Here is a 15,869-nt window from a genome sequence, read left to right as displayed (position 1 = left end):
TGGCTGGCAAGCCTTCTGACCGGTTCAATTGCACTCACGATTGGTGGCCTTGCCATTGCGGTGATCGGCGTCTTGATGTTGGAAGGTCGATTTCCTGTCCAGCGTAGTGCAAAGACTCTTCTGGGCTGCTTCCTATTGTTTTCAGTGCCTTACATTGTAGCGATCCTCTTCCGCCTCGAACGACCACAACCGAATGCCGAGGTCGCGTTTGTTGCACCGCCAAGTTCGGCCGTAAGTCCAACCTACTCTCCGTCCTCCAACTTAGATCCTTATGCGGGGGCCGCCGTTCCCACTCACTAGTTTGGGGTGGATAACGCGATTAAAAATTTGAAATGCAATTACCTGCGCCAGCTCAGCTATTAACAGTTGGTCGCCTGCGACTTGAACATCCATTGGATCCTAACTTAAGTGTTTGATTTTCTGTAATTTGGCGATTCTCTGGCGACCACATTTCCATCGACTGGAGCAGTGCTCAAGGCAACTACCACTTTACACACACGACGCACTGGAGCGCCAATCAATGCAGCGAAATCCTGCGTCCGAATAATGGCGAGACACATGCGATAGGTTATGACGCAGCGGGCAATCGCGCAGTTATACGGCAACTAGCGTCGGTACAACCAATCTTCCTGTTAAAACCTACCAAAATTCCATGCCAAGCACGGATATTTTTTCAAGCATAGCGCAATAACCTTCAGCCCTCCGACAAGCTCAATTGGCAGGACGATAGGCGTTAATAGACCGACTGCATTGAGATGCTCGATGCGCGAGGTCAAGCCGATGCTCCTGCTTGGTCGCAACCAGAACAACATGCACAGACTTGTTCTATTAAACATAGCGCAATACCATATAATTAGCTAACCTAAGGCACTGATCAGTCTACATTGACATCCAGCGCATTTTTCATATCAATTTAAGGGGTGCTCAAATTTCACCACAGCGCCAAATTGGCGATGTAGCCTGGTTGAAATGTTTCGAGCTGTTGAGGGGGCGACATCCAATGGTCTCATGCTGTTTACTAGCAACATTACCACTTGTGCTGGCTGCAGATGCTTGCATTTGTTAGAAGATCAAGTCTTTCGGCACCGCAATTTTAACGAATGCGCAAGCCGCGGGCTCTATCTATACTAAAGACTAGTCGCCTTTTGGGCAATATTAGGGCGTTCATACTCCGTTGAACTCCTCAGTCTTTAAGCACAACAAATTCCGCCACTTACCGCACACGTCGAGTCCGATGGCTCGAGGTTTTGCGGTTGCTTCAGCACAGGATTGAAAATTGTTGAGAAGCATTAGCACATTGGTTCTCGCGACAAGCTTGGCATCTTCCGTGTCTGCGAGTGAGACTATTAACTACGGCTACGACTCGCTTGGCCGCGTCACTTCGGTAAGCCGAAGCGGAACCGTCAATAATGGCGTTGCAACGGCCGTCAGCTATGACAACGCCGGCAATCGCTCCAGCTATGGCGTGCAAAACGCGCCCGCCAAGCCTGGTGTTTCAATTTCAGATGCCAGTGCAACTGAGGGCGGAACTCTTGTCTTTACGGTCTCGCTGTCGGCGCCTTCAGGTGGTCCCGTTATTGTGGCCTACAGCGCAGCAAGCGGGACCGCCACGGTCGGCAGCGATTTTGCGGCAAACTCGGGCAGACTGACATTCGCTCCGGGCGAGACGTCGAAAACCATTTCGGTCGCAACCGTCGATGACGCACTCATCGAAGGCAACGAAACGTTTACAGTCAATCTATCCGAAGCATCTGGCGGGACGATATCAAGGGCTTCCGGCACGGGTACCATTGTCGACAATGATTTCGTTCAGGTTACATTCGCTGTAGCGAACGCGGCTGCGGTTGATGAAGGCAGTCCGCTTATTTTCACGGTGACCAAGTCGAACGTGACGACGGCCACGACGAGCGTCAGTTACGCGACTGCGAACGGCAGCGCCGCTGCCGGCTCCGACTATGTCGCAACGTCAGGTACTTTGACTTTTGGGCCCGGCGAATACAGCAAAACTGTTTCGGTCGCGACGATCGACGACACGTCCTACGAGGCTGACGAGACGGTGTTGCTCAATCTGAATAATCCTACGGGCGGTACAATCAGCGTTGCTCAGGCGAGCGGCACTATCAAGGCAAATGACATGCCGCCTATGACCGCGCTCAATCCCTCATTGGGTTTTTCAAGTGCGTCGGTTACCTCGATCCCGATTACCACCCTCGTGAATCTGAGCGGCAACTCTGCAACGATCGTGAGCTTCTCGCTTCCCGCAAATACGGGAAGCGCAACGATCGCGGCGGATGGGCAGAGCGTCACCTATACGGCTGAATCCATCCCTCAGGCAGCGGCATGCGAGCCGGGTACGAAGGACAAATTCACAGTTCCGTATTCGGTTCGTGCCAATGGGAACGGCGCTATCACCAACGGCACTGCGTCATTCACAGTGTCCGGGCCGGCGGGACCTCGCAAGGTCTGCCAGTAACGGACATCACCTCCTGCCGTCATTCGATGGCAGGCTCGAATACTCAGCTTAACGTCGCAATGCGGTTGTATCCTGTGCCGAAATCACGCGGCCCAGACGGGTCCCGCAACGCGATTATTCCGGGGAATGTTACAGTGGATCATGTAATGCGGCCTTCCAAAACTTCTCTTCGCCATATTCTCTTCACATCGACGTTGCTTGCGGGCTTATGGAGTGGGCAGGTTCAAGCGCAAACCGATGATGGCACTGCCGCACCTGTACGTTTCAAGATCGACGAGAACGGTGTAAACGTTGCGACGGGAAAGCAGTCGTCGGCGTCAACGGTGCTGTCAATAGGTGCCGGCGATAGCCAACTGACCTATGCGTTGAACGGCGGCCTTGGACCAGATCAAAGCTACGACTTGCGAATTTATGGAACAGGGACAGGTTCATCCACGGTTTCTGCCGAGTATCTTGGGGCAGATGGGCGTGCGTCGATGCGCTTTTCGCGATCGGGAAGCACCTTTACCGCGCTCGACGGAGAGGGTGCCACTCTCGTCTTGAACGGCTCGACATATGTACTCACCCTTGCGGATGGCACGAGTTATACCTGGGGGTACACGGCGACCAGTACACCGGGTTTTCAACTTCAGCGCCTCACAAAAATCGCCTACCCGAACAATCGCGAAATAAACCTCCAGTGGATGACGACATCGTATTGCCAGAACGTGGATACGGCCTGCAACGCATCCCAGTATGTCTACCTCACCCGCCTTCAGAGCGTAACGAGCTCGGATGGATACCAGCTTCATTACGAATACCTTAAAAATGACGACCCCACTACGTCGTTGAACGCGTTGTCGTGGAGACAGCTGCAGCGCGTCGATGCCATAAACCTGGCCATTGACTATTGCCCGCCGGCGCAAGGCACCTGCGCATACTCACAGACATGGCCGTCAGTAACGATGTCGGCTTCTCCGATCAGTCCAACGACTTCGGCCACTGATTTACTGGGCAGAACAACGTCAGTCACGAACACCTCTGATGCGCAAGGCGCATACACCCTGTTTCAGAGGCCTGGCGCGAGCAGCGCCAACAAGACTGTGCGCTATGACAGCTCGCTTCGCGTAAAATCGGTCGTTGTCGAAGATCTGACCTATCAGTACGCATTTTCGTTGTCGGGAACGACCATGACGATGGTACGGACAAATCCCGATCAGACGATACGGACAATCGTTTCCGACACGAATGTCGGCTTGCCAACATCGGTGACGGACGAAGCCGGCAATGTAACCAGGTATATCTACGATAGCTATGGACGGCTCCAGTACGCCATTTCGCCAGAAGGCAAAATGAATGGTTCCACACCGACTGCCGGCTACACACAGTACGAATATGATACGCGTGGAAACGTGGTCAAGACGACGCAAGTTGCCAAGGAGGGCTCCGGTCTGCCCAATCTGGTCACAAGCGCCGGCTACCCCTCCTGTACGACGGGCGCGAGCTGCAATCAGCCCTCCTGGACGAAGGATGCCCTCGGTCGCCAAACTGATTACACATATGATGCCACTCACGGCGGCGTACTCTCGGTAACGCAACCTGCAGATCCGAGTGGGGTTCGACCGCAATTGCGCTACACGTACACGCCGATGCAGGCCTATTTCAAGAACAGTGCTGGATCTGTCGTAGCTTCCGGTATTGGACGGTACGTCCTTACGGGGCAATCGACCTGCCTGTCGGCTAGCAGTACAGACCCGGCCAATTGCGTCGGCACTGCAAACGAACGCAAATCGACGGTCGATTACGGCCCGCAGTCTGCTGGAACCGCCAATAATCTCCTGGTTCGAAGCTCGACAATTGCCGCTGGCGACGGTTCCCTCAGTGCGACGACGGCGTACACATACGACAATGTCGGTAATGTTATAGCGGTAGATGGTCCGCTCGCAGGTAGCAACGATGTTACCGTCTACAAATATGATCTTGCACGTCAGCAAATAGGGATCATCAGTCCGGATCCGGACGGCGCCGGGACACGAACCCCGCGCGCGATACGCGTAACGTACAATGCAGACGGCCAGGTCAAACAACAGGAACTGGGTACCGTCACGGCTCAGAGCGATGCTGCATGGGCGGCATTCCAACCCTTGGAAACTTACACCACTGGGTTTGACGCGAACGCCCGGCCAATTTCGAATAGTATCACAGCGGGCGGAACCGTCTTTGCGTTGTCGCAAGCAAGCTATGACAATATGGGCCGCGTCAAATGCGTTGTGACCCGTCTGAATGTTGGTGCGACAACCGATGCCTGCTCGCCGACCGCCGGAGTAGGCGGTGCGGATCGCGTGTCCCTGATTACCTATGACAGCGCGGGTCATCTGTGGAATGTCACGGAAGGGTTCGGTTCGTTGACACCCTCGCTGAGCACCAGGACGTATACCCCAAATGGTCTGTTGCAGAGCATAAAGGACGGTGAGAGCAACCTCACAACCTATGAGTATGATGGCTTCGATCGGCTTTCAAAAACGCGGTATCCCATTGCGACAAAAGGAGGCAACGCCAGTTCCAGCACCGATTACCAGCAACTCAGTTATGGGGACAATGTCCAAATCACGTCGGTACGGTTGCGAGATGGTTCGAATATAGCGCTGGGCTACGATGGGCTAGGGCGCCTTGCATCGAGTACGCCAGATGGCGAGACGACCACAAATTTGAGCTACAATCTGGTTGGTCAAGCCACCGTCACACAAAAGTCCGGGACATCTTTGATCAATGCGTATGACGCGCTAGGTCGACTCAAGTCGGAAACGCAGGCTTATGGCTCCATGTCATATACCTATGATCTTGCAGGCAATTTGACTCGCCTTTCGTGGGGCGATGGCGTGCTCTATGCCGACTATACCTACGACAATGCGGGCGGGCTGACTCGCGTGGCGGAGAACGGGGCCACCAGCGGAATTGGGGTCCTGGCTCAGTTCAGCTACGATGCGCTGGGAAGTCGATCCTCGGTTGCATACGGGAACGGAACGAGCCGCACGTATGCCTGGGATCCGATCGGCCGGCTCAGTGGCCTTCAAATCGACTTGGCGGGCACGACAGGAGACCTGGTAATTGGAAAGATCGGCGCTGTTGGCAGTGAGATCAGCTACAATCCCGCATCGCAGATCATGGGGTTGAGCAGAAGCAATGACGCCTATGCTTTTGGCGGAATATACAATGGCAGCCGCGCCTATGCTGCCAACGGTCTGAATCAATATGCAAGTGTTGGTGGTCTGGCATATGCCTACGATGCTAGAGGTAATCTGACGAATTCCGGATCATCGACTTATGGATACTCCAAACTCAACGAACTGGTCTCGGCGCCCGGCGTTTCCATGGCTTACGACCCGATGGGCCGCCTGCAGTCTTATACTGCGGGCGCTACCACCCGCATGGTCTATGCGGGCCAGAACTTGGTAACAGAACTCTCCGGTTCTGACGGCAGCGTGCTGCGACGCTATGTGCCGTTGCCAGGCAGCGATGAGGTAATTACCTGGTATGAGGGAGCGGGTACCGCCGATCGCCGCTTCCTTCAGGCTGATGAGCGCGGATCGATCATCGCGGTGAGCGACGCATCAGGCAATTTGATTGCGGCCAATAGCTATGACGAGTACGGTATTCCGGCGTCTACGAACATTGGTCGGTTCCAGTTTACGGGCCAAACCTGGTTCCCCGAGCTGGGAATGTATAACTTCAAGGCTCGCACCTATTCCCCGACCTTGGGACGCTTCCTGCAAACCGATCCGATCGGTTATGCAGATGGCCTGAATCTTTATGATTACGTCCATGGTGATCCGGTAAATTCAACAGATCCAACCGGTCTCAAAGATAACGAAATCGTCATACGTGCATGCGGTAAAGACGCTTCATGGTGCTTGGGACCCGGTGATGCTAGGCAATTGCTAGACACGAAGTCTAGAGAATCACTTGGAGGTAATTCCGGCGGAAACGTGATTGTGGTTGGCGCAAAGCGGCCGCAAAAGCCGCAAACGCCGCAAACGCCGCAAAATGTAAATGGTGGCTCCGTTCTTGAGAGCAGAAGAGGTGAGCGCGGCTACGCCGGGAGCAACAAGGGCACTCCTAATCCCAATAAGCACATGAAGCCTGTGCCTGGAAAACCAGGTTTCGGCCAAATAAAAGACCCACAGACTGGCAAGCTAAGCGGACCCAAGCCGTGGCCTGATGATCCTCGGCTTGGTCCGCAGAGTTCGAACTACACGCCTCTGATTGTGCTTGGTGGTGGTATTGTCATTGTGGGCGGCTTGGTACTTGCCCCAGAGATCACCATTCCCGGCCTTATTTTCGGCGGCCTAGTCACACAATAGGTGAAAGATGAGCTTTGTCCCAGAAATTGATAGTAAAATAGAGCCGATCGTCAGGCTTGTTGCTAATGACAGAGAGCGGGGTCTGCGAGCCCTTCAGGATTTAGCGGAAGCAGGAAGTAAATCGGCTATTCTTTATCTTGGGCTTTATCTTTCAGAGAAGCCCGAGACGACGGATTTATCGTTGCCGTGGCTTCTCAAAGCCAATGAATTCGATAGCGCTGATGCGGCGTGGAACTTAGCGATGATAGCTCGGGAACGTGGTTCCGGCGACGAGATGCGCCGATGGATTGATCGTGCAGCCGAGCTTGGCGAAGCCGATGCGAAGAAAATACGCGATAACGGCTACGATGTTGATGCAGTGCTGACAGGATAGGGATTACTCGATCGCCATCCCTGCGGCCCTGACGGGTGCGGGGATGGCGATTGGCGCCACCTTCCCCCGCGCGAGCGTCTCGTCGATCGCGCCGACCTGCGCGCCATCCCGCCCTTCGATCACAGCGGCGAGCCGCTGACGATCATCGGTATAGAGTAAGCGGTAAAAATCCCCCACGTGGCGGTGGAGCGGCCGTGGCGGGTTTGGCATGTAATTTCGGTGATCAAGCAGCGGTGGCGATGTTGCTCATTTCGAACTGATCCGACACCATTCTCTGGACCACCCCGGGTTAGAGTTTCCCGGCCAAGTTCACGGTGACGGGCTGGGCGCGTCACCGGATTTCACCAGCGTGATCGGGGGCTTGTTGCCGATGGCACCGTGCGGCCGATCCTCGTTGTAGTACCTGCGCCAATCCTCCAACTTTTCGCGGGCATCTGCAAGTGTCAGGACCAGTGAGTGCTCAGGCACTCCGCGCGGAAGCGCCCATTGAATGTTTCGATGTAGGCGTTGTCGGTGGGCTTGCCGGGCCGGGAGAAGTCCAGCGTCACGCCGTTCGTGTAGGCCCAAATCCAGATTCCGGCTGACGAATTCGGTAGCCATCCGGTGAAAGCCACGGCGCAGCTCTGATCAAGTGGTGATGGAGCGCCGTGCGGGCAGCCATTTCCAAGGCAGCAGTTCGTCGAGTTTGCGGGCTGGATGCTCGGCGATGCGGGCGAGCACATCTGCGAGCCACGCCTGCGGATCAACGTTGTTGAGGCGAGCAGTCTGGATCAGGGTGTAGAGGACCGCCGCGCGCTGGCCGCCGCGATCGGATCCGCAGAACAGCCAGGCCTTGCGGCCTAGTGGCACGCAGCGCAGCGCACGTTCTGCCGCGTTGTTGGTCAGACAGACCCTCCCGTCGGTGAGGAAGTGAGCGAAGGCATCCCAACGTCGCAGCATGTAATTGATGGCTTTGGCGAGATCGTGGTTGCGCGACAGCCTGGTGAGCTGGCTGGTCAGCCAAGCGTGGAGCTCAGCCATTAGGGGCCCGCTCAACTCGCGGCGTACGGCGAGGCGCTCGTCGGCGTTCTGGCCGTTGATGCCGCGCTCGGCATCGAACAGGGCATCGATCCGCTGCACGGCTTCGAGCGCGATCGGGTAGATCATGCCGGCATGATCGCGGCGGCTCTTTCTGCGGGCTGCGCTGGCGACGTCGGCCAGTTCGAAGAACTTGCGCCTCGCGTGAGCAAAGCAGCCGGCCTCATGCACAGGCGCAGGCAAACGACCGGGAGCATAAAGCTCGCCGTAACCGCCATAGGCATCGGCCTGCAGGATCCCTGACCAGGACGCGAGATGCGCCCTTGGATGTTCGCCGCGCCGATCGCGCGAGTAGTGGAACAGCGCCGCGGGCGGATCGGCGCCGGCGAATGGTCGATCATCCCGCACGTAAACCCATAGCCTGGCGGTATCGGTCTTCACCTTGGCCATGACAGGCACGGTCGTATCGTCGCCATGCAATCGCTCGGCAGCGAGGACGTGTGCCTCGATGAGGCGATAGAGCGGCATCAGCGCGAAGGCAGCGGCACCAACCTGGTCGGCGAGCGTCGAAGTGCTCAGTGGTACGCCCTCGCGAGCGAAGCGCTCCGCCTGGCGGTTGAGGGGTTGGTGCTGGCCGTACTTCTCGAACAGCAGCATGGCGAGGAAGCTGGGGCCAGCCCAGCCACGCGGCACGACGTGGAAGGGCGCGGGCGGCTGCGTGATCGTCTCGCAGTCCCGGCAGGAGAACTTCTCGCGCACGGTCTGGACGACCTTCCAGGCACGCGGGATCACCTCGAGCGTCTCGGTGACGTCCTCGCCAAGCTTGGACAGCCGGCTCCCGCCGCAAGCCGGGCAAGAGCACGGTGCCGGCACCACAATCCTCTCGCGAGGCAGATGCTCGGGAAACGGCTTTCTGACCGGCCGCTTGCGCTCGAAGGCGGTGACGGTCGCCGTCTTCTCAGCCGCGACTTCGGCAGCAAGATCGTCCTCGGCCGCATCGACCTCAAGCTCTTCGAGCTGCAGTTCCATCTGTTCTAGCAGGCGGCGGGTGCGCTCAGCGCTCGCGCCGTACTGCTCGCGTCTGAGCTTGGCGATCTGCAGCTTGAGGTGCGCGATCACCGCCTCGGTGGCACTCTCCCGGGCATGGGCATTGGCGAGCTTGGCTTCGGCCTCATTGGCCCGCTGGGTCGCACTCGCCAGCAGCGCCTTGAGCGCTTCGATATCGTCAGGAAGGGGCGAGACGGCGGCTTCCATGACCGCGATGGAATCACAGAAACTCGTCCGAATGAAGCGCAAAATGCTTCGCTGGAGAAGAAAACGACGCCCCTATCCAGCGCTCTGCGGACGCCAGGAATACTGCGGGTTCCGCCAGTCGATCCCGTCGAGCAGGCAGGCGAGTTGCGAGGCTGTCAGCGACACCATCCCGTCCTTGGCCGATGGCCAGACGAAGCGACCCTTCTCGAGCCGCTTGGCGTAGAGCGACATGCCGAGCCCATCGTGCCAGATGAGCTTCACCAGCGATCCGGCCCGCCCGCGGAACACGAACAGATCGCCGCCGTGGGGATCGCGCTTGAGGCCCTGCTGCACCAGCAAGGCCAGCCCCTGCATCCCCTTGCGCATATCCGTGTGACCCATCGCAATCCACACACGGGCGCCGGAAGGGATCATCGCAACGCCTTCAAGGCCGATGCCACCAGCGCCGGCGATGCGGAGGCAAAGATGCTGATCCGCTTGCCGCGCGCGAGGTCGATGACGATCGCCGGTTGCCCACCAGCGTGCGCGCCCTCGGCATCCTCGATCATCACGGCCGCGGCGAAATCGGGAGCGGGCAAATCATCGGCCTGCGGCTCAGCCTGCATCTCGCGCAGCTTCCGCCGCCAAGTATAGATCAGCGCTGACAAGATATCGTACCGCCGGCAAACCTCGGCAACGCAAGCGCCGGGAGCGAACGCCTCGTTCAGAATCTCTAGCCGCTCCTCGTCGCTCCAACGGCGCCGCCGCTCCGGCCCGGAAAACACTGTGATCTGCCCCATCGACCGCTCCAAAGCGCACTCTTACGAGCGCACTTAAGACCCGTCCCTCAGCTCATCGACAAGGCGGGACCCGCCGGATGGGTACTTCAAGATCGAAGCCGACAACAAACAGACAAACCGACATCGGTCGTAAACGCCGACGGAAGGCGGCGTTGACGGTAAGCGTCCGCCCGGGACCGTGGGCGCCAGAAAACGCCCCGTCTTAGCCGTTCCGCAGCTTGTGCTCTGCCGCTAGAAGCAGACATTCGTAGCAGGAGCGAGATGTGCAAGACTATCGGTGGCTACCGGTCCAAGAAGAACGAGGCCTTCCTCGCCAAGGGCATGTTCACCAGCCACATCCATCAGAAGAGGCAGCCACGACGGCCGATGCCCGAGCGCATCGCCAGGGCCAATGCGAAGCGCTCCGCCGTGCGCTCAGCAGTCGAGCACGTGTTTGCCGGCCAGAAACACCGCATGCGGCTTGTCGTTCGCACCATCGGCATCGCCCGCGCCCGCATCAAAATCGGAATGGCGAACCTCGCCTATAATTTCCAACGCCTCGCCTGGCTTGAGGGGCGAACTGCGCCGGCGTGACGCCGGAAACCAGCCCTCCGGCCGCCCATCACCCGAAAATCAGAAGATCAGGAGCAGGAAACAGAGGTCCACCGGGCCCTCCCGCGCGGTCACGTCAAAATCATGCCGAATTCAGACGGTTCTTCGAGGCGTCCAATTTTATCGAGCCTCACGTGCCCCCACGGATGGCTGTGAGCTCAAGGTTGGTATTTGAAGCATAGTGCCTGTGGAAACACGGAATAATCCATCTTCTTCGCTTGCGGCGTTGTTTGCGCCCGGATTGGGGCTTCATCGAAATTTGTGGATAAACTGCGGTATCTATATGCCGAACTTGACATTGATCTAAGTGCGCATTTTTGCTTAACAGCGAGCTTGATTGATATTGCGAACCGTTTCGTAGGGCGGCGTTCGTTACCTATTTGATGGTTCTAGGGGGTAAGGTTGCAGAATTTAATGACGAGCGCCGACGAGAAGCTTGACGTTCAGTTAGTTCATGACGATGCCTTGCAAGCACTCAAGCGCATAAAATCTGGATCCGCGAAACTGATTGTGACGTCTCCGCCGTACAATATCGGCAAGGAGTACGAGCGAGATAAGAAAATGTCTCTCGAAGACTATCTCGCTTGGCTGAAGCCTATAGTTAAACAATGCCATAGGGTTCTTGCTGATGATGGCAGCATCTGCTGGCAGACTGGAAATTATGTAGATAAGGGGGTGGTTCACCCCTTGGATTTCTATTTCTATGAAATGTTTATAGACCTTGGAATGCAGCTGCGAAACCGCATAATTTGGCGATTTAATTTTGGGCTTCACGCTACGAAGCGTTTTAGCGGACGATATGAAACGCTTTTGTGGTTTACCAAATCAAACGAATACCAATTTAACCTAGATCCGGTTCGGGTGCCGCAGCTTTATCCTGGGAAAAAGCACTCCAGTGCCAAGGGTGAGCAGCGGGCCGGAAAGCCTAGCGGCAATCCTAAGGGTAAAAATCCATCCGACTATTGGGAGTTTTCCGCTTCCAATGCTTTCCTCGACGATCCCGTCTGGGACATTCCAAACGTAAAATCTAATCATCCCGAGAAAACCATTCACCCCTGTCAATTTCCTCATGAATTGGCCGAGCGGTGCATATTGGCTTTCACCAAACCTGAGGATCTAGTGATTGACCCCTTCTTGGGCGCGGGGACCACAGCCATCGCATCTGTGAAAGCCGGGCGGCGCGTAATTGGGATTGATAAGGACGAGCGATACATCGGTGTGGCGGTCGAACGCGTTGCAGCGGTGAAACGGGGGGAGTTGAATTTGCGCCCGTCAGGTCGGGCGGTACGAGCGCCTAAGGCCAATGAATCGGTGGCGCAAGTGCCGTCAGAATGGGGGGAAGACGTCAATGGCGAAGCTTAAGAAAAAGACCGCACCAAAGATTCTTACGCCGGATCAGGCAAGGAAGAAGATTCAATCGGAGCATCGCACTCTGATCCGCTCTATCTTTAGGCGGGTGGGTTTCACCAGGGTGACAGGGATATCTGACCAAGAGTTCACGTATGATGGGCAAAAGTCAGATTTTGATGACGTTTTTGTGTACGAGAACGTCATCCTTTTCTTTGAGTATACGACAACCAACGACGTCGGCGGGCATCTCAAGCCGAAGAAAATTCTCTACGATAAGATAGATAGTAATCCAGTTGATTTCGTGAAATTTCTTAGAGAAAAATTTCCTGATTCTGCGGATCAACTGAAGACAAAATATCATGATTCTAAATTGATTATTAAAATCATATATTGCTCTCGATATGAATATGACGCGCACTATCAGGACAATGTTCCCAATCCGGCCTATTTTGATTACCATCATGCTCGATATTTTGCATCAGTAACTGATGCGGTAAAGAAATCCGCCCTTCAAGAGCTTCTTAATTTTCTGAAAGTGGACTTGAAGAAGGTGGGGGCAGATGGGCAAATATCGGTTTCGACTTCCGGGCATAAATATCCGGGATCGCTACTGCCTGAAGCTCATTCGAATTTTGACGACGGCTATAAAGTTGTCTCATTTTATGCTGACCCTGCCGCACTTTTGAAGACGTCTTACGTATTACGTAAAGATGGCTGGCATGATTCTCTCAATCTTTATCAAAGAATGATATCGAAAGCCAAGATAGAGGCTATTCGCGCATATTTGAAAAAAGAAAAACGAGTATTCATAAATAATATAATCGTGACCCTCCCTTCGGATGTCCAGCCGGTTAACTCGGATGGGACAACCATTAATGCAAAATCGCTTACTGAAACTGCGCCGATAACCATTCAATTACCTAATAGACCTAATTCAATTGGGTTGATCGATGGGCAGCATCGTGTTTTTGCATATTATGAGGGCGTTGAGGATGATTCAGAGATTGCGAGTCTCAGGAAGCAGCAGAATTTGCTGGTGACGGGTATTATATATCCGAAAGCACTCTCTGAGCCGGAGCGGCAGAAATTTGAGGCGCGACTCTTCCTCGAAATCAATTCAACGCAAACCAGCGCCAAATCTCCTCTGAAGCAGGCAATTGGTATCGTGCTGGAGCCTTACTCGACAGAATCGATTGCTGCGAGAACCCTTTCAGGCCTAGCGAAGTCAGGTCCGTTATCAGGATTTATTCAGCAATATTTCTATGAAACAGAAAAGCTCAAAACGGCATCAATCGTTAGCTATGGCCTGAAGCCTCTAGTAAAAACGTCTGGTACTGATTCAATATTTAGCATTTGGCAGCATCCAGACAAAGAAAAGGTCAGTAGTCAGTCTGATTTAACTGCTTTGGAGGACTACGTAAAATTCTGCGTCAGAACTATAAATATATTCCTTGTATCTGTCAAGAAAAATCTGGACAAGGAGCGCTGGACTACGGATAAAAAGACACCCAAGAGGGTCCTGGCAACGACATATATAAATAGTTTTTTGATAACACTCAGGCTGCTTATTGATGACAGCAATGATTTAACTGAATCTATTGTTACAGAAAATCTAAAAGGCCTGAATGATTTCGATTTTTCGATCTATCATTCGAGTCAGTACGCGCGGATGGCCGAAAAGATCATCGAGAAAGTGTATCGCGCTTAAGGTCTTGGTAATTTAATTTGTGAGCGCATACGTACGTTCAAGGTCTAGAACAGTCACGGTGAGCGCTAAGGAATGCTATAGTGTGCAGTCCTTCGCTCACCGAAAGTGGATTAATGGCCCTCGATTTCTGCGGCGAGTTGTTTGATACGTTCGCTGCAAATTGAGTGGACTATTTCGCCAAGCTGCTCCATGCGTTCGATTAACCAAGTGATCTCGTCGTTCTCGATTGTGTAATGCTTCGAATATCGAGCTGGACACCTCTAAAAACCGCTGGCGCCTAGCGGCTTGAGCTGATTCACTGCCTTTGCACGACGGTGGAGGCGATGATGGCGGGACAGCCGAGTTTCTTCGATCTTTCGGACCGATACGAGGCGTTGAGCGCGGCAGGCGATCCACTTGAACGGCTTGCGACTGTCGTCGACTTCGAGGTTTTCCGCGGTCCGTTGGTAGCAGCACTGCGGCGGAGTGTCCGCGGCAAGGGCGGCAGGCCGCCGTTCGATCCGGTCCTCATGTTCAAGATCCTGGTGCTGCAGGCGCTCTACTCGCTGTCCGACGAGGCCACCGAGTTCCAGATCAAGGATCGCTTGTCGTTCCAGCGCTTCCTAGGGCTCGGGCTCGACGGCACCGTGCCGGACGCAACGACGGTGTGGCTGTTCCGCGAGAGGTTGGTCAAGGCCAAGGCGATCGACATGCTGTTCGCTCGCTTCGATGCCGCGCTCACAGAGCGGGGCTATCTCGCCATGGGTGGGCAGATCATCGACGCCACGGTCGGGCCGGCACCCAAGTAGAGGAACACCGAGGCCGAGAAGATGGCGATCAAGGATGGCCGAGTGCCCGAGGACTGGAAGCCGGCCAAGATCAGGCAGAAGGATCGCGATGCGCGCTGGAGCCTCAAGTACACCAAGGCCAAGGTGAAGGAGGGCGCTGATCCCAAGGCGGCGAAGCCAGTCGACCTCGCTATCCCGATGTTCGGTTACAAGAATCACATCGTCAACGCCGACGGAAGGCGGCGTTGACGTAGGGTTATTTGGCTTTCCGCGGGCGCGGCGCCCATTTCTTGGCGAGCGCCGCGAAGCGAGCGTGGATCACCTCGATGTTGGGTTGAGTGTGGGGGTCATGGGTAACCGTCCGATTGGTACCGCCTGCCTGATGGCGCGATATTCTCTTAAGAGACGGTCATAGCGACGTCGCTAACGACGTCTCTTGATCGGGGATTGCGATGAGGGCGGAGATACTGGGTCAGGAACGTCGGCGCCGGTGGACGGATCAGCAGCGGCTTGAGATCATTGGTGCCGTTGGCGTGAATGGCGCTACACTGACAGAGGTGGCGCAGCGGCACGATGTAACCCGACAACAGATTTATACTTGGCGGTATGATTTGAAGAAGCGCGGGCTCTTGGGAGCCGCCCCCGAGCCTGTCTTTCTCCCCCTGGACTTGCCTGCCGTTCGAGCCCCTGAAGTTGCCTACAACCCTGGTCCAGGCGCGACGTCCATGGTTGAGCTGCGCCTGACGAAAGGCCGGACTTTGCGCTTTGGAAGCGACATCGAGGTCATCTCCCTGACACAGCTCATCCGCTGCGTGGAGGCGGCGTGATAGGGCCGGGAACTGGCGTACGGGTTTACTTGGCCTGCGGCGTCACTGATATGCGCAAAGGCATCTCTGGTCTTGGGCAGCTGGCCCAGACGGTGCTGCGACAGAAGCCAACCAGCGGCGCGGTGTTCGCGTTTCGAGGGCGACGCGGCGACAGGGTGAAGCTCCTGTACTGGGATGGGCAGGGATTTTGCCTGTACTACAAGGTCTTGCAGCGTGGTCGTTTTCCTTGGCCCTCTGCGGCGGACGGGACTGCGCGGTTGACCTCGGCCCAGCTCGCAATGCTGTGGGAAGGCATCGACTGGCGGCGCCCAAATTGGGGTGCGCCGCCTGCCCATGTGGGCTGATTTTTGCTTCTGAATTTCCTTGCTTTCATGGATATTCCTGCCCTTG

General features: G+C 55.6%; 10 protein-coding genes and 4 pseudogenes. 9 read left to right on the top strand and 5 right to left on the bottom strand.

Annotated elements, in window-relative coordinates:
- The 4 genes and pseudogenes from EDF56_RS26275 to EDF56_RS25570 form a co-directional block, all read left to right on the top strand.
- A pseudogene (locus EDF56_RS26275) lies at positions 1 to 300 on the top strand (TrbC/VirB2 family protein); the annotation flags it as partial.
- Positions 301 to 1,315: 1,015 nt separating this feature from the next.
- Entirely contained in the window at positions 1,316 to 2,473 is a 1,158-nt protein-coding gene (locus tag EDF56_RS25580; protein ID WP_165912403.1) for a Calx-beta domain-containing protein, read from the top strand.
- Between the two features lie 26 nt (positions 2,474 to 2,499).
- Entirely contained in the window at positions 2,500 to 6,813 is a 4,314-nt protein-coding gene (locus EDF56_RS25575; RefSeq protein ID WP_165912402.1) for an RHS repeat-associated core domain-containing protein, read from the top strand.
- Between the two features lie 7 nt (positions 6,814 to 6,820).
- The gene (locus EDF56_RS25570) at positions 6,821 to 7,186 is read left to right on the top strand and encodes a sel1 repeat family protein (protein ID WP_132392961.1); all 366 of its coding nucleotides are present in this window, start codon (positions 6,821 to 6,823) and stop codon (positions 7,184 to 7,186) included.
- 3 nt (positions 7,187 to 7,189) lie between these two features.
- On the opposite strand, the gene EDF56_RS26185 is transcribed toward EDF56_RS25570, so the two are convergent.
- The 5 genes and pseudogenes from EDF56_RS26185 to EDF56_RS25550 all read right to left on the bottom strand — a co-directional run bounded on the left by EDF56_RS26185 (position 7,190) and on the right by EDF56_RS25550 (position 10,236).
- The gene (locus EDF56_RS26185; RefSeq protein WP_165912401.1) at positions 7,190 to 7,363 is read right to left on the bottom strand and encodes a hypothetical protein; all 174 of its coding nucleotides are present in this window, start codon (positions 7,361 to 7,363) and stop codon (positions 7,190 to 7,192) included.
- Between the two features lie 132 nt (positions 7,364 to 7,495).
- Positions 7,496 to 7,780: pseudogene (locus tag EDF56_RS25565) on the bottom strand (integrase core domain-containing protein); the annotation flags it as partial.
- A gap of 33 nt (positions 7,781 to 7,813) precedes the next feature.
- Positions 7,814 to 9,457 carry an IS66 family transposase gene (locus EDF56_RS25560; RefSeq protein WP_132392959.1) on the bottom strand — a complete coding sequence of 548 codons (1,644 nt, stop codon included), beginning with the start codon at positions 9,455 to 9,457 and terminating at the stop codon, positions 7,814 to 7,816.
- A 72-nt stretch (positions 9,458 to 9,529) separates the two neighbouring features.
- Entirely contained in the window at positions 9,530 to 9,871 is a 342-nt protein-coding gene (gene tnpB, locus EDF56_RS25555) for an IS66 family insertion sequence element accessory protein TnpB (protein WP_132392957.1), read from the bottom strand.
- Complete coding sequence (locus tag EDF56_RS25550) at positions 9,868 to 10,236, bottom strand: transposase (RefSeq protein WP_132392955.1); 369 nt, start codon at positions 10,234 to 10,236, stop codon at positions 9,868 to 9,870. The genes tnpB (EDF56_RS25555) and EDF56_RS25550 overlap by 4 nt, the downstream gene beginning before the upstream one ends.
- 282 nt (positions 10,237 to 10,518) lie before the next feature.
- Between EDF56_RS25550 and EDF56_RS25545 the strand changes: the two are divergent.
- From EDF56_RS25545 to tnpB (EDF56_RS25515), 5 genes and pseudogenes are all read left to right on the top strand, one after another.
- A pseudogene (locus EDF56_RS25545) lies at positions 10,519 to 10,809 on the top strand (IS5/IS1182 family transposase); the annotation flags it as partial.
- Positions 10,810 to 11,241: 432 nt separating this feature from the next.
- Complete coding sequence (locus EDF56_RS25540; RefSeq protein WP_132392953.1) at positions 11,242 to 12,189, top strand: site-specific DNA-methyltransferase; 948 nt, start codon at positions 11,242 to 11,244, stop codon at positions 12,187 to 12,189.
- Positions 12,176 to 13,885 (top strand): DGQHR domain-containing protein, encoded by a 1,710-nt coding sequence (locus EDF56_RS25535; RefSeq protein WP_165912400.1) that lies wholly within the window; start codon positions 12,176 to 12,178, stop codon positions 13,883 to 13,885. Before EDF56_RS25540 ends, EDF56_RS25535 begins: the two co-directional genes overlap by 14 nt.
- 326 nt (positions 13,886 to 14,211) lie before the next feature.
- Positions 14,212 to 14,874: pseudogene (locus EDF56_RS25530) on the top strand (transposase); the annotation flags it as partial.
- A 601-nt stretch (positions 14,875 to 15,475) separates the two neighbouring features.
- Entirely contained in the window at positions 15,476 to 15,823 is a 348-nt protein-coding gene (gene tnpB / locus EDF56_RS25515; RefSeq protein ID WP_255535862.1) for an IS66 family insertion sequence element accessory protein TnpB, read from the top strand.
- Positions 15,824 to 15,869: the final 46 nt, after the last annotated feature.

The organism is Novosphingobium sp. PhB165, from assembly GCF_004341845.1.
Lineage (GTDB): Bacteria > Pseudomonadota > Alphaproteobacteria > Sphingomonadales > Sphingomonadaceae > Novosphingobium.
The sequence above is the reverse complement of the archived record's forward strand: the minus strand, read 5'-3'. Positions and strand labels throughout refer to the sequence as shown.

What these genes read in the sequence shown, in the direction of transcription:
- EDF56_RS25575 (WP_165912402.1), top strand. Translation starts at nt 2,500, where the DNA reads ATGGCAGGCTCGAATACTCAGCTTAACGTCGCAATGCGGTTGTATCCT.
- EDF56_RS25570 (WP_132392961.1), top strand. Translation starts at nt 6,821, where the DNA reads ATGAGCTTTGTCCCAGAAATTGATAGTAAAATAGAGCCGATCGTCAGG.
- EDF56_RS25560 (WP_132392959.1), bottom strand. Translation starts at nt 9,457, where the DNA reads ATGGAAGCCGCCGTCTCGCCCCTTCCTGACGATATCGAAGCGCTCAAG.
- tnpB (WP_132392957.1), bottom strand. Translation starts at nt 9,871, where the DNA reads ATGATCCCTTCCGGCGCCCGTGTGTGGATTGCGATGGGTCACACGGAT.
- EDF56_RS25550 (WP_132392955.1), bottom strand. Translation starts at nt 10,236, where the DNA reads ATGGGGCAGATCACAGTGTTTTCCGGGCCGGAGCGGCGGCGCCGTTGG.
- EDF56_RS25540 (WP_132392953.1), top strand. Translation starts at nt 11,242, where the DNA reads ATGACGAGCGCCGACGAGAAGCTTGACGTTCAGTTAGTTCATGACGAT.
- EDF56_RS25535 (WP_165912400.1), top strand. Translation starts at nt 12,176, where the DNA reads ATGGCGAAGCTTAAGAAAAAGACCGCACCAAAGATTCTTACGCCGGAT.